At 62.4% G+C, this 19,213-nt stretch carries 18 protein-coding genes; 15 read left to right on the top strand and 3 right to left on the bottom strand.

The window, feature by feature from the left end; all coding sequences use genetic code 11:
* Nucleotides 1-43 precede the first annotated feature (43 nt).
* The 15 genes from H6B15_RS07090 to H6B15_RS07160 all read left to right on the top strand — a co-directional run bounded on the left by H6B15_RS07090 (nt 44) and on the right by H6B15_RS07160 (nt 16,285).
* Nucleotides 44-1,594 carry an ABC transporter ATP-binding protein gene (locus H6B15_RS07090; RefSeq protein ID WP_204647298.1) on the top strand — a complete coding sequence of 517 codons (1,551 nt, stop codon included), beginning with the start codon at nt 44-46 and terminating at the stop codon, nt 1,592-1,594.
* Nucleotides 1,594-2,703, top strand: a complete 1,110-nt coding sequence (locus tag H6B15_RS07095; RefSeq protein ID WP_204647299.1) for an ABC transporter permease — start codon at nt 1,594-1,596, stop codon at nt 2,701-2,703. Before H6B15_RS07090 ends, H6B15_RS07095 begins: the two co-directional genes overlap by 1 nt.
* Nucleotides 2,700-3,689, top strand: coding sequence for an ABC transporter permease (locus H6B15_RS07100; RefSeq protein WP_204647300.1), 990 nt, complete (start codon nt 2,700-2,702; stop codon nt 3,687-3,689). The genes H6B15_RS07095 and H6B15_RS07100 overlap by 4 nt, the downstream gene beginning before the upstream one ends.
* 301 nt (nt 3,690-3,990) lie before the next feature.
* The gene (locus H6B15_RS07105) at nt 3,991-6,075 is read left to right on the top strand and encodes an HlyD family efflux transporter periplasmic adaptor subunit (RefSeq protein WP_204647301.1); all 2,085 of its coding nucleotides are present in this window, start codon (nt 3,991-3,993) and stop codon (nt 6,073-6,075) included.
* A gap of 83 nt (nt 6,076-6,158) precedes the next feature.
* On the top strand, nt 6,159-6,851 hold the full coding sequence (locus H6B15_RS07110; protein WP_243424321.1) for an ABC transporter ATP-binding protein: 693 nt from the start codon (nt 6,159-6,161) through the stop codon (nt 6,849-6,851).
* A complete protein-coding gene (locus H6B15_RS07115) occupies nt 6,838-8,151 on the top strand; it encodes an ABC transporter permease (protein ID WP_204647303.1) in 1,314 nt (437 codons plus the stop codon). The genes H6B15_RS07110 and H6B15_RS07115 overlap by 14 nt, the downstream gene beginning before the upstream one ends.
* Before the next feature lie 102 nt (nt 8,152-8,253).
* Nucleotides 8,254-9,612, top strand: a complete 1,359-nt coding sequence (locus tag H6B15_RS07120) for an MATE family efflux transporter (protein ID WP_204647304.1) — start codon at nt 8,254-8,256, stop codon at nt 9,610-9,612.
* 35 nt (nt 9,613-9,647) lie between these two features.
* Nucleotides 9,648-10,406: an exodeoxyribonuclease III gene (locus H6B15_RS07125; RefSeq protein WP_204647305.1), complete on the top strand. Its 759-nt coding sequence runs from the start codon at nt 9,648-9,650 to the stop codon at nt 10,404-10,406.
* A gap of 100 nt (nt 10,407-10,506) precedes the next feature.
* Nucleotides 10,507-11,046, top strand: coding sequence for an RNA polymerase sigma factor (locus H6B15_RS07130; RefSeq protein ID WP_204647306.1), 540 nt, complete (start codon nt 10,507-10,509; stop codon nt 11,044-11,046).
* A gap of 1 nt (nt 11,047) precedes the next feature.
* On the top strand, nt 11,048-11,590 hold the full coding sequence (locus tag H6B15_RS07135; protein ID WP_204647307.1) for a hypothetical protein: 543 nt from the start codon (nt 11,048-11,050) through the stop codon (nt 11,588-11,590).
* A 5-nt stretch (nt 11,591-11,595) separates the two neighbouring features.
* Nucleotides 11,596-12,156, top strand: coding sequence for a hypothetical protein (locus H6B15_RS07140; protein ID WP_204647308.1), 561 nt, complete (start codon nt 11,596-11,598; stop codon nt 12,154-12,156).
* A gap of 86 nt (nt 12,157-12,242) precedes the next feature.
* Nucleotides 12,243-13,202: a hypothetical protein gene (locus H6B15_RS07145; RefSeq protein WP_204647309.1), complete on the top strand. Its 960-nt coding sequence runs from the start codon at nt 12,243-12,245 to the stop codon at nt 13,200-13,202.
* Between the two features lie 191 nt (nt 13,203-13,393).
* On the top strand, nt 13,394-14,761 hold the full coding sequence (locus tag H6B15_RS07150; RefSeq protein ID WP_204647310.1) for an MFS transporter: 1,368 nt from the start codon (nt 13,394-13,396) through the stop codon (nt 14,759-14,761).
* Nucleotides 14,762-14,873: 112 nt separating this feature from the next.
* Nucleotides 14,874-15,809 carry a zinc dependent phospholipase C family protein gene (locus H6B15_RS07155; RefSeq protein WP_204647311.1) on the top strand — a complete coding sequence of 312 codons (936 nt, stop codon included), beginning with the start codon at nt 14,874-14,876 and terminating at the stop codon, nt 15,807-15,809.
* Nucleotides 15,806-16,285, top strand: coding sequence for a peptidylprolyl isomerase (locus tag H6B15_RS07160; RefSeq protein ID WP_204647312.1), 480 nt, complete (start codon nt 15,806-15,808; stop codon nt 16,283-16,285). The genes H6B15_RS07155 and H6B15_RS07160 overlap by 4 nt, the downstream gene beginning before the upstream one ends.
* Before the next feature lie 92 nt (nt 16,286-16,377).
* On the opposite strand, the gene H6B15_RS07165 is transcribed toward H6B15_RS07160, so the two are convergent.
* Genes H6B15_RS07165 through H6B15_RS07175 form a run of 3 tightly spaced genes read right to left on the bottom strand, consistent with a single transcriptional unit; the run spans nt 16,378 to nt 19,140 of the window.
* Nucleotides 16,378-16,854, bottom strand: coding sequence for a hypothetical protein (locus tag H6B15_RS07165; RefSeq protein ID WP_204647313.1), 477 nt, complete (start codon nt 16,852-16,854; stop codon nt 16,378-16,380).
* 35 nt (nt 16,855-16,889) lie between these two features.
* Nucleotides 16,890-18,440 (bottom strand): sensor histidine kinase, encoded by a 1,551-nt coding sequence (locus H6B15_RS07170; RefSeq protein ID WP_204647314.1) that lies wholly within the window; start codon nt 18,438-18,440, stop codon nt 16,890-16,892.
* A 16-nt stretch (nt 18,441-18,456) separates the two neighbouring features.
* Nucleotides 18,457-19,140, bottom strand: a complete 684-nt coding sequence (locus H6B15_RS07175) for a response regulator transcription factor (RefSeq protein WP_204647315.1) — start codon at nt 19,138-19,140, stop codon at nt 18,457-18,459.
* Nucleotides 19,141-19,213 lie beyond the last annotated feature (73 nt).

Here is a 19,213-nt window from a genome sequence, read left to right on the forward strand (position 1 = left end):
TTGTGCGGGCTTCCCTTCCCGTTGTGAAAGGAGAAGGCAGCGCATGCCGAATACGCAGTATGCCATCCGGCTGGAACACATCACCAAGACGTTCGGCGAAGTGGTGGCCAACCATGACGTGACCCTGGAAGTCCGCCGCGGCGAGATCCTCTCCCTTCTGGGAGAGAACGGGTCGGGCAAAACCACCCTGATGAACATGATCGCCGGCATCTACTATCCCGATGAGGGCGAAATCTATGTGGGGAACAAAGCGGTGGACATCCGCTCCCCCCGGGACGCCCTGCGCCTGGGCATCGGCATGATTCACCAGCACTTCAAGCTGGTGGACGTGTTCACCGCCCTGGAGAACATTGCCCTGTGCATGGAACCCGGGGAAAAATTCGACCTGAAGAAGGTGCGCAGCCGGGCCCGTGCCATCTGCGAAAAGTACGGCTTTGCCCTGGACCTGGACCAGAAGGTCTATGAGATGAGCGTCAGCCAGAAGCAGACCCTGGAGATCGTCAAGGTGCTGTTCCGCGGTGCCGACATCCTGATTCTGGACGAGCCCACCGCCGTGCTCACCCCCCAGGAAACCGAAAAGCTGTTTGCGGTCATGCGCAACATGAAGGCCGACGGCAAGGCGGTGGTCATCATCACCCACAAGCTCCACGAAGTGCTGACCATCAGCGACCGGGTGGCCATTCTGCGCCGGGGCGAGTATGTGGGCGACGTGGCCACCAAGGACGCCAACGAAGCCATGCTCACCGAAATGATGGTGGGCAAGAAGGTGGAGCTGGACATCGGGCGGCCCCTGCCGGTGAACCCGGTGCGGCGGCTGTCGGTGCACCACCTCAGCGTCACCGGCCCCGAAGGCGGCCGGGTGCTGGACGATGTAAGCTTCGACGCTTACGGCGGCGAGATTCTGGGCATTGCGGGCATTTCCGGCAACGGCCAGAAGGAGCTGCTGGAGGCCATTGCAGGCCTGCAGCGCACCGACGGCGGTGCCCAGATCCAGTTCTTTGCCCCTGGGGCGGAGGACAAGCCCACCTCCCTCATCGGCAAGAGCCCCAAGGATATCCGGGATGCGGGCATCCATCTGTCCTTTGTGCCGGAGGACCGCCTGGGCATGGGCCTGGTGGGCTCCATGGGCATGACCGACAACATGATGCTCAAGAGCTACGGCAGCGGCCATTCTCCCATCGTGGACCGCAAGACGCCCCGGGAACTGGCCGAGGAAATCCGGGAGGAACTGGGGGTTGTGACCCCCGGCCTGAACACCCCGGTGTCCCAGCTGTCCGGCGGCAACGTCCAGAAGGTGCTGGTGGGCCGTGAGCTGGCGGCTTCGCCCATTGTGCTCATGACCGCCTACGCCGTGCGCGGGCTGGACATCAACACTTCCTACACCATCTACCATCTGCTGAACGAGCAGAAGAAAAAGGGGGTGGCCGTCATCTATGTGGGCGAGGACCTGGACGTGCTGCTGGAACTGTGCGACCGCATTCTGGTACTGTGCGGCGGCAAGGCCAACGGCATCCTGGACGCCCGTACCACCACCAAGGAAGAAGTCGGCCTGCGTATGACCGACCTGCAGCATAAAAAGGAGGTGCGCGCCTGATGGCAGCCCAAACTTCTCACCCGGCCGAACCGCTGGTGCGCATTGCCCGGCGGGAAGCGGCCCCCCTGCGCCGCAAGATCGCGGTGCGTGCCGCCGCCATCCTGCTGGCGCTGGTGGTGGACGCCCTGTTCATCTTCTTCGTCACCGGCCTGAACCCCATCAACGTCTATGTGGTTATGTGGGGCGGTACCTTCTCCACCAGCGTCCGGTTCTCCTGGGCCATGCGTGACCTGTCCACCCTGCTGTGCATCGGCATTGCCCTGGCCCCCGCCTTCAAGATGCGCTTCTGGAACATCGGCGCCGAAGGCCAGGTGCTGGTGGGCGGTCTGGCCACCGCCCTGATCATGGTCTATTTCGGCAACAGCCTGCCCGCTCCGGCCTTGTTTGTGGCCATGGCCCTGGGCAGCATTGCCGCCGGCGCGCTGTGGGGCTTTGTGCCCGCCTGGTTCAAGGCCCGCTGGAACACCAACGAAACCCTGTTCACCCTGATGATGAACTATGTGGCCACCAGCATTGTGGCCTGCATGACCAACATCATGCGCGGCCAGGCTTCCAGCCTGGGCACTCTGAACAAGGCCACCAAGGCCGGCTGGTTCCCCATCCTGTTCGGTCAGCGGTATACCATCAACATCATTGTGGTGCTGGTGCTGACCTTTGCCATGTACGCCTATCTGAAATACTCCAAGCACGGCTATGAGATCGCCGTGGTGGGCGAAAGCGAAAACACCGCCCGCTATGCCGGCATCAACGTGCGCCGGGTCATGGTGCGCACCATGATCATCAGCGGTGCCATCTGCGGTATCACCGGCTTCCTCATCGTGGCCGGCAAAGACCAGACCATCTCCACCACCTCGGCGGGGGGCAACGGCTTCACCGCCATCATCGTGGCCTGGCTGGCCAAGTTCAACACCTTCTACATGGCGCTGATCTCCTTCCTGCTGGTCTTCCTGGAACGGGGCGCCTCCGAGATCGCGTCCGCCTACAGCCTGAATGAATACGCCGCCGACATCATCACCGGCATCATCCTCTTCTTCATTCTGGGCAGCGAATTTTTCATCAACTACCGCCTGATCTGGCGCGGCCATCACAAGGAGGTGAAGGGCGAATGAGCAGTCTGATTGCATGGATCATGCGAGCCATCCCCTTCGGCACCATCATTATGTACGGTGCCATGGGCGAAACCATCACCGAAAAGTCCGGCAACCTGAACCTGGGCGTGCCCGGCATCATGTACCTGGGCGGCTTTGCCGGGTTTGCCAGCGCCTATTACTACGAAAACTCGGTGGAAAATCCCATCCCCCTTCTCAGCATCGTGATTGCCCTGGTCTGCGCCCTGGTGGCGTCCGCCCTGGGCGGTCTGATCTACGCCTTTCTGACCATCACCCTGCGGGCCAACCAGAACGTCACCGGTCTGGCGCTGACCACCTTCGGCATGGGCGTGGCCAACTTCTTCGGCGTCTTCATCCTGGACGGCGCCACCTACAGCGCCGCCCCCGTGGCCAACAAGGCCTTTGCCGCCAAGATCCCGGTGCTCTCCCAGATGGGGGTGCTGGGCCAGACGGTCTTCTCCTACGGGTTCCTGGCCTATGCGGCCATTGTGCTGGCCATTGTGCTGCACTGGTTCTTCAACCGCACCCGTGCCGGCCTGAACCTGCGCGCCGTGGGTGAAAACCCCGCCACCGCCGATGCCGCCGGCATCAACGTCACCAAGTACAAGTACCTGGCCACCTGCGTCGGCGCCGCCATCTGCGGCGTGGGCGGGCTGTACTACGTGCTGGATTACAACCAGGGCATCTGGGCCACCACCGGCCAGATCGAAGCCCTGGGCTGGCTGGCCCTGGCCCTGGTCATCTTCACCACCTGGAAGCCCCTCAACGCCATCTGGGGCGCCTATCTCTTCGGCATCCTGTACTGGCTGTACCAGTTCCTGCCCAGCATGCTGGGCATCACGGTGTCCAGCGCCATGACCGACCTGGTGCAGATGGTGCCCTACGTGGTCACCATCCTGGTGCTGATCGCCGTTTCCATGCGCCGCAAGAAGGAGGACCAGCCCCCGGCTCACCTGGGCCTGGCCTACTTCCGCGAAGAACGCTGATGATTGCAAATTTTTTGCATAGAAATGCCCGCCGCATTGCCCGGCGGGCATTTCTTTTGCCAAAAAGTGCGTGGCTGTCACCAAAATTTAACAGATGCCCGCTTGCTATTTCTCTGAAAAAGTATACAATTAAATTGCCGTATTGCACAAAAAAGGGGCAGTAAACAGTACAAAATCCCCATCAAGCCGGTTTCTTTCACATTCGTTGCATCCTTTCAACACATTTTTCCGGTACACTGAAACCGACCGCGAGCCAGAAATTTCCAAATTCATTGCATTTGCAGAGAGGCAGGAACCCCCCATGTTCAACCCGTTCAAAAAAGACCAGGCTGTGGAGGTACAGGACCCCGAACCCACCCGGCAGCCGGACGCCGCCCCCGGTCCGGGCGCGGAGGAAACTGAGAATGTCGCCTATGACGAGGAGAAAACCGTCATCCTCAAACGCCCGTTGCTCATTCGCCTGCTGGGCGGGCTGGGCCGCCACAAAAAGCTGGTCATCGCCGCCGTGGTGGTTTTGGCTGTGGCGGGCTTCATCGCCTGGCGGATGCGGGCGGTGCCGGCTTCCGCAGATGCCGAATACCAGTACATCCGCACCACCACCCTGCAGAAAGGCAGCCTGAACGATTCGGTCACGGTCAGCGGCACGGTGGTCTCCGGTGACGAAGCGGACGTCACCGTCTCGGACAGTGTCAAGACCTACAAGGTGGCCACGGTGGAAGCCGAGGTGGGCGACACGGTGCAGGAAGGGGACATCATTGCCACCCTGGACACCACCGACCTGCAAAAACAGATCGAGGACGCCCAGCAGAGCTACAACGATACCCTGCAGTCGGCCCAGACCAGCTATGACCGGGCTCTGGACGACTACAACACTGCCCTGGTCCAGCACGACAACAACCTCATCGACCTGCAGGCTAAGATCGACCAGGCCGACGAGGCATATGCCGATGCCCAGCAGACCCTGGACGATGCCACCGCCAGCCGGGACGCCGCCAAGAACACCTACGACGCGGCGGTCAACGACTACAACGCCCTGGCGGCGGATTTTGAGAGCGTCAAGGCCCAGATCGACAGCTACACCGCTGCCTACCAGAACGCCTCAGACGCCTTGAATACGGCTCTGTCCGCCCTGAACGACGCCAACAACGCCCTGTCCCAGGCCCAGGCCGACCAGGCGGTGGCCCAGGCTGCCTACAACACCGACCCCAGCGACCAGAACAAGGCCAACCTGGACCTGGCCAACACCCAGGTGACCGAAAAGACCCAGGCCCAGGCTGATGCCCAGACCGCCTACACCAACGCCCAAACGGCTGCCAGCACGGCCCAGCAGGACCTGACCAACGCCCAGAACAGCTGCTCCATCACCGCCCGGGGACTGTACGGCTATTCGGCCATTGAGGAGGCTGTGAGCGCGGCGGAAAAGGCCAAGACCTCTGCCGAAAGTACTTACAATGACGCCGTTACAAAGGTGGAAACTGCCGAATCCCAGGTGGAAAGTGCCCAGCAGCAGGTCAAGAGCGCCCACGATTCCTACGACAACGAGAAGAACTACTCCACCATCAAGACGAAGGCCCAGGCGGTGGAGGATGCCAAGACCAAGCTGGACCAGGCCAAGCGGGTGCCGGATAATCTGGAAACCCTGCAGGATACCCTGGCGGACTGCACCCTGACCGCCACCATGTCCGGTACCATCACCGCCCTGGATGCCACGGTGGGGTCGGTGTGCGCGGGCACCGTAGCCACCATCCAGGACACCGACGCCCTGGTGGTGGAGGTGACCATCCCGGCGGATGATGTGCCCGGCCTGGAGACCGGCATGTCCTGCCTGATCACCTCCGACGCCACCGGCGACACCGAGATCGACGGCACCCTGAGCCAGATCGACCCCGTGGCCAACGACCAGGGGGCCTTCGGCGCCAAGGTGCGGGTCACCGGGGAGGCCGCCGACCTGCTCATCGGCATCCAGGCCCAGGTGGAGATCATCAAGAGCCAGGTCAGCGACGTGTATGTGGTGCCTATCGACGCGGTGGGCACCGCCGAGGACGGCAGCAGCTACGTGCTGCGCAAGACCGGCGGCGAGGGTGTGGACATGACCTTTGAGCAGGTCACCGTCACCACCGGCGATTCCAACGACTATTACACCACCATTTCCGGGGATGATCTGCAGGAAGGGGACGTGATCCGTTCCAGCGCCGACCTGACCCAGGGCATCGTGACCACCACCGACCCCATGGAACAGATGATGCAGGCCATGAACGGCAGCACCCCTGCCGGCGGCCAGGCCCCTGCCGGGGATGCTCCCGCCGACATGGGCGGCCGTGACGGCGGTCAGGCGCCCGCAGGGGGCGGTGCTCCCGGCGGTGCCGGCGCAGCAGGGGGGATGTGAGCATGGCTGACAGCAAACAGTTCGCCGAAGCCGTTGCCCGCCGCCTGCAAACCCCAGCCGCGCCCCGTCGTCCCCTCATCGAGATGCGGGGCATCCGGAAAAGCTACTACATTGGCCAGCCCAATGAGCTGGAAATCCTGCACGGCATCGACCTGAAAGTCTGGCCGGGGGAGTTCGTGGCCATTGTGGGCGAATCCGGTTCGGGCAAATCCACCCTGATGAACATCATCGGGGTGCTGGACAAACCCACCCGGGGCAGCTATATTCTGGACGGCGTGAACATCCACGAAGCCCGGGACAACGAACTGGCGGCCATCCGCAACCAGAAAATCGGGTTTGTGTTCCAGACCTACAACCTCATCGGGCGGCAGAGCGCCCTGAAAAATGTGGAGCTGCCCATGCTGTACGCAGGGGTCCCCGGCGGCGAGCGCGCCCGCCGTGCCAAGGAATGGCTGATGCGGGTGGGCATGGGCGACCGCATGCGCCACCAGCCCAACGAACTTTCCGGTGGGCAGAAACAGCGGGTGGCCATTGCCCGGGCCATGGTCAACGACCCGGCCCTGATTCTGGCAGACGAACCCACCGGCGCCCTGGACAGCGAGACCAGCCGGGTGGTCATGGACCTGTTTCACGAAATGCACCGCCGCTACCACAAGACCATCGTTCTCATCACCCACAACCCGGCTCTGGCCCGGGAATGCGAGCGGGTGCTGACCCTGAAGGACGGCCGCATTGTGGACGAGCAGAAGGGAGGGGCGGACCATGGGCCTTTCTAATCTTCTGGAAAACATCAGCATGGCCGTCACCAGCCTGAAAAGCAACAAGATGCGCAGCCTGCTGACCATGCTGGGCATCATCATCGGCATTGCGGCGGTCATCGCCATCGAGACGGTGGGCGGCAGCCTGACCGGCACCGTCACCGACAGCATGTCCGGCATGGGGGTGGGCAACATCACGGTGAGCCTGACCCAGAAGAGCAGCGACGACACCAGCGGCACTTCGGCGGGGGTGACCCTGCGCCGGTTCATGGACAGCAGCCCCAGCGGGGACGATCTGATCTCCAACCAGATGATTGCCGAGTTTGAATCCACCTTTGCGGACAAGATCGACCGGGTGGAGCTGACCCGGGAGGCGGGCACCGCCACCATCCACAAATACGGCGACCCGGACACCACCATCAGCGCCACTTTGACCGGTGCTTCCCCCGAAACCCTGCAAGCCCTGGAATCCGACACCCCCATCCTGGCCGGGCGGTGGCTCACCGACGCCGACGAGGGCAAGTATCTCTGCGTGGTATCGGAAAAATTCGTGGAACAGGCCATCGGCACCACCAACGCCGGGGCGTTGGGTACCCGGGTGGTGCTCACGGTGAACGGCAGCCCCTGTGCCTTCTATGTGGCCGGGGTGTACGAGTATGTGGAAAACGAGTACGCCAGCATGTTCGGGGAACAGGATGACGATTCCATCACCACCACCATCTACCTGCCGCTGGAAACTGCCCGCGCCCTCACCGGCGCCGACGAGGGCTACCAGAGCCTGACGGTGGTCACCGCCACCGGGGTGGACGTGACTTCCTTCGTGGATGTGGTGGGGGACTACTTTGCCAGCTACTATACCCGCAACGATACCTGGACGGCCAGTGCCTCCAGCATTTCCAGCCTGGTGGAATCCATGACCGAAATGCTGGACACCATCTCCCTGGGCATCTCGGCCATTGCAGCCATCTCGCTGCTGGTGGGCGGTATCGGGGTCATGAACATCATGACCGTTTCGGTCACCGAGCGCACCCGGGAGATCGGCACCCGCAAGGCCCTGGGGGCACCCAGCTCCGCCATCCGGCTGCAGTTCATCACCGAATCCATCGTCCTGTGCGTCATCGGCGGCGTCATCGGGGTGGCGCTGGGCATCTCCCTGGGGGCGTGGCTCAGCAGCCTCATCGGCTTTGCGGCCAAACCCAGCCTGCCTGCCATCTGCATTGCGGTGGGCTTCAGCATGGCCATCGGCGTCTTTTTCGGGTACTATCCTGCCAACAAGGCCGCCAAACTGGACCCCATCGAAGCGCTGCGCTACGAATAAAAAATCCTGGTTTACCCGCCGCACATCCTGCGGCGGGTGCCTTTTGTTTTGTCCCGGTTTGTGGTATACTGGGGAACGGTATAGAGGAAAAGAGGAAGATTCATGCAACAAAAAGAACGGTTGTTCACCAACCATCAGCTGGTGCGGCTTCTGTGGCCGCTGATCATTGAACAGGCCCTGGCCATCCTGGTGGGCATGTCGGACACGGTCATGGTTTCCAGCGTGGGCGAAGCCGCCATCTCCGGCGTTTCGCTGGTGGATATGATCAACAACCTGATCATCAACATTTTTGCGGCGCTGGCCACCGGCGGCGCCGTGGTCACCAGCCAGTTCCTGGGCGCCCGCAAGCCGGAAGAAGCCTCCCGCAGCGCCGGGCAGCTGGTCACCCTCAGCGCCCTGCTGGGCGTGGCGGTGGCGGCTTTCTGCCTGCTGCTGCGGGCTCCCATGCTGCGGCTGTTCTTCGGCAGCATTGACGACAGCGTCATGCACGAAGCCCTGATCTATTTCACCATCACCGGGCTGTCCTACCCGTTCCTGGCCCTGTACAACGCCGGCGCGGCCATTTTCCGCTCCACCGGCAACAGCGCCATCTCCATGAAGGTCAGTGTCTTCATGAACCTGATCAACATCGGCGGCAACGCCCTGTGCGTCTATGTGCTCAAGATGGGCACGGCCGGCGTGGCGGTCCCCACCCTGGTTTCCCGCACCCTGGGTGCCGCCATCATCCTGTATCTGGCCGCCGCCCACCACGACAACCCCGCCCGGGTCACCTGGGACGGCGTGCGCCATCTGCAGCCCGCCATGGCCCGCAACATCCTGTACATCGGCATTCCCTCCGCCATGGAAAACAGCCTGTTCCAGCTGGGCCGGGTGCTGGTGGTCAGTATGATCAGCGTGTTCGGCACGGTGCACATCTCCGCCAACGCGGTGGCCAACAACCTGGACAGCATCGGCTGCATTGTGGGCCAGGCCATGGGCCTTGCCATGATCACGGTGGTGGGCCGCTGCGTGGGCGCCCGGGACCTGCAGCAGGCCAGCTACTTCACCAAAAAACTCATGCTGTGGGACTACATCGCCCAGGGTGCCACCAACGCCCTGGTGCTCCTCTTCCTGCCGCAGCTGCTCAGCCTGTACACCCTTTCCGCCGAAACCCGCCAGCTGGCCTGGCTGCTGGTCATGATTCATGCGGGCAGCGGCATCCTGCTGTGGCCGGCCTCCTTTGTGCTGCCCAACGCCCTGCGCGCCGCCAACGATGTGAAATTCACCATGTGTACCTCCATCTTCTCCATGATGGCCTGGCGCCTGGGGTTCTCCTACATTCTGTGTGTGCAGATGGGCATGGGCGCCGTGGGTGTCTGGATTGCCATGGTGGTGGACTGGGTGTTCCGCGTGATCTGCTTTGTGGCCCGGTTTGCCACCGGTGCCTGGAAAAAGCGGTGCACCCCGGCCGAAACGGCCTGATTGCCGCCCTATATTCACTTTGAAAGGACACAACTATGAAGAGATTCATCAGCTGGAATGTCAACGGCCTGCGGGCCTGCCTGAAGAAAGGCTTTGCCGAAGCCTTTGCCGACTTTGATGCCGACGCCGTCTGCCTGCAGGAGACCAAAATGCAGCCCGGCCAGGCGGATTTCGACCCCGAAGGCTACACCGAATACATCAACAGCGCCGAGAAGAAGGGCTATTCCGGAACCCTGATCTACACCCGGCTGCAGCCCCTCAACGCCTGGAACGGCATCGGGGTGGAGGCCCACAGCCACGAAGGCCGGGCCATCACCCTGGAATTTGAGAACTTCTACCTGGTCAACCTGTACGTGCCCAACGCCCAGAACGAGCTGGCCCGCATCGACTACCGCATGGAGTGGGAGGATGACCTGCGCGCCTATCTGCTGGACCTGGACGCCAAAAAGCCGGTGATTGTCTGCGGGGACCTGAACGTGGCCCACCAGGAGATCGACCTGAAGAACCCCGGCCCCAACCGGGGAGCGGCGGGCTTCTCCGACCAGGAGCGGGGCAAGATGACCGAGCTGCTGGCCGCCGGCTTTACCGACAGCTTCCGCTACCTGCACCCGGATGTCACCGGGGCTTACAGCTGGTGGAGCATGCGCTTCCGCGCCCGGGAACGGAACGCAGGATGGCGTATCGACTATTTCCTGGTTTCCAACCGCATTGCGGACAAGATCAAAGTGGCGGATATTCTGCCCGACGTGATGGGCAGCGACCACTGCCCGGTCCGTCTGGAAATCGATCTGTAAAAAAGTTCACATTTTTTCCGGCCCGCTGCAAAATGCCGCGGGCCTTTTTCGTAGTATAGAATAGAAACGTTTCAAGCAGGGAGGTGAGGGGCACGGCATCATGAACAACCAGGATTTTTCCCAGCTGATGCGGCAGTATCAGAAGCTGATCTACACCGTCTGCCTGCAGTTTGTCCGCGACCCTCACACCGCCGAAGACCTCACCCAGGACACCTTCCTTTCCGCCTACACCAGCATAGACCGGTGTGACCCGGCCTACTACAAACAATGGCTGGTGCGTGTGGCGGCCAACAAGTGCAAGGACCATCTGAAAAGTGCCTGGACGCGCAGGGTGGAGGCCCAGGACCACGAAAGCCTGCCCGAACCCAGGGGCACACCCCCGGCGGGCAGCGCCCTGGCCGCCGCCGACCCCGACCCCCAGGACCTGTTCCTGCAAAAGAGCGACGCCCGGGAACTGGACGATATGGTCCGAAACCTGCGGGAACCCTACGGCAGGGTCGCCACAATGTATTTTCTGGAACAGCGGCCGGTGGCGGACATCGCCCGGCTGCTGGGGCGGCCCCCCGCCACGGTGCAGAACCAGCTGTTCCGCGCCAAAGCCATCCTGCGCAAGCAGATCAATGAAAGGAGGCAGGAGTAACATGACCGAGAGCATGGCCCCTTACTTTGACAACAACAACCTGTTTGATACCGCCGGCTGTCTGACCCCCAGCGGGTTGGAAGCTTTGCGGGATGACCGTCTGGACGAGTTGGGCCGGCTGGAAGCCGCCGAGCACCTGACCTTCTGTGACCGGTGTCTGGCCCGGTACACCGCCCTGCTGGAGTCCATCCAGCTTTCCGCCCCCATGCGGGACCTGATCCCCCAGGTGCAGGCCCTGATGCGGCTGCGAACCTTCCGGATCATGACCAACCGTTATGTATCGGTGGCGGCGGCCATCGCCCTGGCCCTGGCCCTTTGGCGGTTCGGCCTGTTCGGCGTCGCCCCCGCTGCCGCCCCCCAGGAAAAAACCGAACCCCGGCAGAACACCAGCGTCAGTCAGATGCTGGGCAAGGCCCTCAACGGCGCCAGCGAAGGGCTGCAGGGGGTTCTGGACAGCATCCAGGACACCGCCCTCAGCGGCTGGGCACAGCTTTCCGACAATAACCGGCAAAATCACGGCCAAGCGGCCGCCACTGGAGAGTGAAGAACATGAAAAAGAATGCGTTTCTGACTTTTATCTTTGCCTGCATCCCGGGTGCCGGGCAGATGTACTACGGCTATATGCGCCGGGGTCTGTCCCTCATCACCCTGTTCTGCGTGGCTTCCGCCATCGGGGCCCTCATCCCGCCGGTGCTGCTGGCCGTGCCCATCATCTGGATGTATGCCTTCTTCGACACCTATGACCTGATCCGGTATCTGGTATCCGGCAGCCCCAAACCCGATGACTTCATCTGGGGCGACCGCATCGACCTGGGCCGGTTCAAGGCCTTCACCCCCCGGGGCAACCGCATCATCGGCTGGGTGCTGGTGGCCTGCGGCGTGTGGGTGTTGTTCGACAGCTGGATCGCCCCCATGCTCCGCGATCTGTTCATCAACCTGGGCATTGAGTACCTGTACTATAACCTCATCGGTCAGCTGCCCACCATCATTGTGGCCGGTCTGCTGATCTACTTCGGCATCAAACTGCTGGGCCGCACGGTGCCCTCCCAGGACGACAGCGCCATCCCGCCCTATCCCGGGGACCACGACGACCCCAACGGGCCGCAGTAAGTTCTTTCTCTGCCCTTTGGGGCAATCCGGCTCTTTTGCCGGACCGCCGGGGGCAGTGTTGCCCTGAATACAATACGAGGTGTATCATGATGGATGAAAAATACAACGCGGAAACGCAGAAAACCGCCACACCGCCCGTTCCGCCCGCCCAGAATCCGGCGCCGAACCCGCCCCGGAAGGTCCGCCGGGTGGGAACCTTCACCTTCGGGTTGCTGTTGGTGGCGGCCGGTGTGCTGCTGATTCTGCGGGCGGCTATGCCGTCCCTGGACCTGCGGTTTGTGGTCAGCCTGCTGCCGGCGGCTCTCATCGCCCTGGGCATCGAGGTGCTTGTCTACGCCGCCCGCCCCAATGTCAAACTCAAATATGATGTGCTGAGCATCTTTGTCTGCATCCTGATCCTGTTCGGGGTAGGGGGCTCTTCGGTGCTGCTGCAGCTGTGGAATGAGTACGGCCCCGCCGCCCATGCGGCCGAAATGCGCCTGGGGGACGAACTGCAGAGCGATGTCACAGCCACCCTGCGGTCGGTGCCTGCCCTGGGGGATAACATCTACGACGTGAGTGTGGTACTGGATTTCAACCACGGCGTCACCGACCCCGCCGCCGAGACGGTGCAGCCCGGGGACCGGGCGCAGCTGTACGTGACCGTCTACCAGGGCCGGTACAACTCCGCCCTGGAATTTGCCGCCATGGCCCGCCAGGTGGTGGACGCCTGCCGGGCGGACGGCCTGCCTTTCAACAGTTACCGGTTCGACACCTACACCTACGACGTGCCCGACGACACCGTGACCTACTCCCTGGACCTGGAGACCGAATGGCAGATCACCGCCGGCGCCCAGGAACTGGCCGAAAACGTCTATCAGTCCTACTGGTACGACGGCAACGCCTTCTCCGGCTACGAGGATATGGCCAACTACCAGCAGGAGATGATCCGCCAGGACCTGATTGAGGATTATCAGGATAAATTCGGGGAATCTCCCACCGAGGAGTGGCTGGATGAGCAGATGGACGCCCTGGGCATGGCCACCGCCGAATCCGCTGCCGCCTGAGCAGGACCCCCCGGCTTACCGCGGGGGAGAAAAACACCCCCGTAAGACTTGCTTTCGATTTTGCCCGTTCTTGACAGGAATTTCACCGTCCGATGGCGTTTTGCGCCGCCGGACGGCTTGTTTTTTGGGTGACAAAATGTTACACTTATACAAGGTTTACAAATTTGTATAAGTTGGAGGCATGATTCCCTATGGGGCTTCTGAAAGGCTATACCAAGCAGGAGATCAGCTGGATGATGTACGACTGGGCCAACAGCGCCCACTCGGTCATTGTGGTCACCCTGCTGCCCATCTTCTTTGACACCGTTGCCAGCTATACGGCGGACAGCGTTTCCAGCATGTCCACCTGGGGCTACGCCACCAGCATCGCCATGGCCATTGTGGCCATCGCGGCGCCTTTCCTGGGCGTTTTCGGCGACATCCGCGGCATGCGCAAGCGGCTGTTCTCCATCTTTATGATTCTGGGCGTGGTGGCCGTGGCCCTCATGTCCTTCACCCCGCTGATGGACTTTACCTCCTCCACCGCGGCCGCCGGCCGTGTGGCGGGGCTGATTCTGACGCTGTACATCCTCAGCGTCATCGGCTTTGATGCGTCCGCCATCTACTACGACGCCTTCCTCACCGACATCACCACCCCCGAACGGATGGACCGGGTGTCCACCATGGGCTACGGCCTGGGGTACATCGGCGGTTCCACCATCCCGCTGGTCATCTTCCTGGTCATGAACCTGGCAGGGGTGCCCATGCTCACCTGCCTGGCCGTGATCTTTGCTATCACCGCCGTGTGGTGGCTGGTGTTCAGCCTGCCCCTGCTGAAAAACTGCCGGCAGACCTCCGGCAAACCCTATGAGAAGGGGGACGTGGGCCGCAACATCCGGGGCGTGGGCGCCACCGTCAAGGAGATCATCGCCAACAAGCCCATGCTGGTGTACATCCTGGCCTACTTCTTCTACATTGACGGTGTGCACACCGTCATCAGCATGGCCACCACCTACGGCACCAACCTGGGCCTGGATTCCACCGGCATGATGCTGGCTCTGCTGCTGGTGCAGGTGCTGGGCCTGCCTTTCTGCCTGCTGTACATCCGCCTCAGCGCCAGGTTCGGCGCCCGGTTCATGGTGGGCGTGGGTGTGTGCGTCTACATGTTCATCTGTGTTTTCGCCTTCTTCATGCGGGACCTGTGGCAGTTCTGGGTGCTGGCCGTTCTGTGCGCCACCAGCCAGGGCGGCATCCAGGCGCTGTCCCGCTCCATGTTCGGCAAGCTCATTCCGGATAAGGACCGCAGCGGCGAGTTCTTCGGCTTCTTTGATATCTTCGGCAAGTTCAGCTCCATCATGGGCCCGGCCCTGGTGGGCGTGGTCAGCGCCGCCGTGGCCAACGGCATGCTTCAGAAGCAGGGCCTGACTGCCGAAACCGCCACCGCCGAGCAGATCGATGCCATCAACGCGGCGTCCAGCCCCTTCGGCATCGTGTCTATCCTGCTGATCATCGGCATCGGCGCGGTGCTCTTCTTTGCGGTGCTGCCGCGCACCCTGAAAGGCAAGAACCTTTCCATTTAAGGAAATTTTGCCCGCATTGACAATCCATCCGGCGGGCAGTACAATAATGGGGTATGTGGGCCCAGTGCCCTCATACCCCGTTTATGTTATCCGAACAGGAGGGCATTTCTCTATGCCGGAAGGCTATACCCATGTTCGCACCGCCCGGCGGGCAGCCGAATCCATCCATTATAAACTGCATTGCCCGGCGGCCTTTGCGGCCGGGGCCAACGGCCCGGACAGCTTTTTCAGCTTTGAGGTGTGGAAAAGCAAGGCAAAGCGCCGGTATGATCTGCCCGCTCTGGGCGACCGCATGCACGAGGAAGCCACCGGGGCGTTTTTGTGCAGCCTGATCAGCCATGTCAAGACCGGGGCCCAGGTGGAATACGCCCTGGGCTTTCTGTGCCACTACGCCACCGACACGGTGATGCACCCCTATGTGGTGGCCATGTGCCAGCCCGGCCAGCCCTATGCGGGCAAGGGCGGGCACGGTTATATCGAAATCGCCCTGGACTCCACCCTCCATGCCGAGGACACCGGCGTTTCCCAGGTGCCGGCGGACGATGCCTCCCCGGTGCCCCAGGGCACCGACCTGGCCGAAATCGCCACCCTGCTGCACATTGTGTTGCTGGAGGTGTACGGCGCCGATGTGACTCAGGAATGCCTGGCCGACGCCTTCTATTACCTCAACCGGGTGCGGCGGCTGTTCACCAGCCGTCACGGCCTCCGCAAAGCGGTGTTCTATGTGGTGGAAACCTTCTGGAAAGGCCGTGGATTCCTCACGGGGCATGTATCCCCCCGGGCCCTGCGCCTGGACCTGCCCGACGAGTGGGTGGACCCCGCCACCGGGGAGGAGCGCAAGGGCGGGGCCTTTGCCCTGCTGCGGGAAGCCGAGCGCCGCAGCGCCGTGTATATGACCGCGGCCCTGGAATACTGGATGGGCCACCTGACCCGGGACGAGCTGAGCCGCCTGCTGGGCAGCATGGATTACAGCACCGGAACCCCCACCGACCGCAGCACCATGCCGGCGGTGGCGGAACCCAATACAGAAAAGGAGACAACAACATGATCCGCATTACCATGGAAAACGGCAAGACCATCGACATCGAGCTGGACCCCAGCGCCGCGCCCATCACCTGCGAAAACTTTGAAAAGCTGGTGCGCAAGGGCTTTTACGACGGCCTGACCTTCCACCGCATCATCCCCGGCTTCATGATTCAGGGCGGCTGCCCCCTGGGCAACGGCACCGGCGGCCCGGGCTGGCAGATCAAGGGTGAATTTTCCGCCAACTTTGTGCCCAACCCCATCAAGCACACCCGCGGCGTCATCAGCATGGCCCGCGCCCAGAACCCCAACAGCGCCGGCAGCCAGTTCTTCATCATGCACGCCGACGCCCCTCATCTGGACGGCCAGTACGCGGCCTTCGGCCATGTGGTCTCCGGCATGGATGTGGTGGATGAGATCGCCTCGGTTCCCACCGACTGGAACGACAAGCCCCTCAAGCCGGTGCGCATGAAGACGGTGCGCATCATCGACGAAGACTGATTTTCGCCCCGCAACAGCATAAAAACGCCCGCTCCCCGCGGTACAGACCGCAAGGGGGGCGGGCGTTTGGTTTTTATGAGCAGGGGAGATCCTCAGCGGAACAGGCCGCCGAACCCGCTGAACCAGCCGGTGATCTGGCTGATCTGGCTTTCCAGATCCTGCACCGACTGCATCAGGGCAGGCATCTGGTCAATGACCCGGTTCAGGGCGTCCACATCCAGCCGGGACAGGCGTTCCGCAATGTCCGGCAAAGCCTGCAGCAGCCGGTCCAGCTCGCCGGGCTCCATGGAATCCAGACTTTCCTGGATGGTGCCGGCCAGGGTGTCCACCTGTTCGCAGGCCTGCAGCAGGCTCCGGTAAGCGATGCTGCCATGGTAGAACAGAACCCCGAACCCGATGCACAGCACCGCCAGCAGGGCGATGAGAAGGCCAACGGACATCCGCAGCAGCCGGCCGTTGCGGTCGACTTTGGCTTCCAGCCGGTCCAGCTGCTGTTTCCAGTCGGGGGCGGACTGCCCGGCAGGGGAGCTGTCGGACAGGGGAACGGGCAGATGACGGGGGTCCTCCATGGATTAATCCTCCTTTTCGGATGCGGCCAGTCCGGTCAGGGGGCGGACGGCGGCTGTTTGTCGGGGGCGGTCATCTCAAACCAGAAGGTGGAACCGTGGCCCACCTCGCTCTGTACACCGAAGGGGAATCCGTGCTGCTGCAGGATGGCCTTGGTGATGGAAAGGCCCAGCCCGGTGCCGGGTTTGCCGGCGTTCTGGCGGGCGCGGTAATACCGGTCGAAGATGTAGGGCAGATCCTCCTGGGGAATACCGGGGCCGTGGTCCTCCACCTCAACGCGGCAGCCGCCGGCAGGCAGCGGGATGGCCCGCAGGGCAAAATACCCGTCCTGGCCGATGTGGTGGGTGGCGTTGCCCAGAAGATTGTGCAGCACCCGCTCCATCATGGCGGGATCGGCCCGCACCATGCATTCCTTGTCGGCTTCCAGCTGCAGGGTCCAGTGGTTCTGTTCGCACACGGCGTCGTACAGGCCGGCCACCTCAAAGCAGAGGCCGCTCATATCAAAATCCACCAGATTGGGCTTTTCCACGCCGCTCTGCACCTTGCTCAGCTCCATCACGCTGTTCACCAGCGCCGAAAGCCGGTCGGTCTCATCCACAATGATGTTGCACTGTTCGGTGCGGCGTTCCTCGTCCATGCCGGACAGGTCCCGCACCGTCTCGGCGTACCCCTTGATCAGGGTCAGGGGGGTGCGCAGGTCGTGGCTCACGTTGGCCAGCAGTTCCTTCTCCAGTTCGGCGGAACGGCGCACGGCCCGGGCCATATGGTTGAATTCCTGGGCCAGCAGACCCAGTTCGTCCCGGCGCTTGACCTCCACCTGCACGTCGTAGTTGCCGTCGGCCATGCGGCGGGCACCGTCGGCCAGCTGGTGCACCGGGCGGGTGAACCACTTGCTGAACAGGATGGCCGCCAGCACGTTCAGCCCGAACAGCAGCAGGGCCACCGGGGGCAGCACGCTGCCCAGCACGTCGGCGGCGGTGGTGATCTGGGCCAGACTGGTGGAAACCAGCACCGCGTACTGGCCGTCGGCGGTGAGCTTGCCCACCACCATCTGCAGGTTGCCGCCGGAGGATACCGTCTCGTACACGCTCTTCTTGGTAAAGACCAGACCCCGCAGCCGCACCACCTCGGGGGTGTCCTGCTTCAGGCTGATCTGCCCGCCGAAGGAGTATTCACTCTGGTGCAGCACGCAGGGATACAGGCTTTCCAGGCACTGGACGTTGCTCAGGGTGGAATCACTGATGTCCACACAGCAGTTTTCCAGGTCCAGGGACCCGCTGATGGCTTTTTCCAGAAAGGAAAGCCAGAAATCATCGTCCAGCAGCAGCTTGCCCATCACTCGGCTGGAAACCGGCCCGTCGTTGGCATCGATGAGGGCCACCACCGCGTCGGCCTTGTTTTCCAGATTGGTGCGGATCTTGCGGTTGTACATGGGTTCCAGGGCGTAGGTGATCAGGGTCCACACCAGGCCCAGGGTCAGCAGGGTCACGGCAAACAAAAACAGCATCAGCTGCCCGCGCACGCCCAGGCCCCGGCGCGGCGCGGCATTGGTCTCGGGGCGGGCGGCAGGCTTCAGCTTTTTCCACATACGGAATCCCCGTCTTTCACAGCACATCCGGGTCGAACTTGTAGCCGATGCCCCACACCGTCACGATGTAGCTGCGGCAGTGGCCCAGATGTCCCCGCAGCATTTTGATGTGGGTGTCCACGGTGCGGTCCTCGCCGTAATAGTCGTAGTTCCACACCTTTTGCAGGATCTTCTCCCGGGAAAGGGCAATGCCCCGGTTGTTGACCAGAAACACCAGCAGGTCGAATTCCTTGGGGGTCAGGGGAGCTTCCTGCCCGGCCACCTTCACGCTGTGGCTGGCGGTGTCGATGACCAGGTCCCCGAAGGTGAACACCCCGCCGGCCTCGGCGGGGGCGGGCATGGTGCGGGCCAGCACCGCCTTCACCCGGGCCACCAGTTCCCGGGGAGAGAAGGGCTTCACCACATAGTCGTCGGCGCCGCCTTCCAGTCCGGCCAGCTTGTCGTATTCCTCGCTGCGGGCGGTGAGCATGATCACCGGGGTATTGATCTTGCGGGAGCGCATCTCCCGCAGGCAGGTCATGCCGTCCATAAAGGGCATCATGATGTCCAGAATCACCAGATCAATGCCGCCCTGGGACAAAATCGAAAGAGCCTGGGCGCCGTCACCGGCTTCGGCACAGGTATAACCGCTGTGCTGTAAGTGTTCCCGGATCAGGTCCCGAATACGCGGTTCATCATCAACGACCAGAATTTTAGCCATACTAACACCCTCCAAACCAAGGTCGTTTCTTTTCATATAATACCATAATAACCCGCATAGGTGGGGGATTTGT

Source organism: Gemmiger formicilis (genome assembly GCF_016900095.1).
In the GTDB taxonomy this organism is placed as follows: Bacteria; Bacillota; Clostridia; order Oscillospirales; family Ruminococcaceae; genus Gemmiger; species Gemmiger formicilis_A.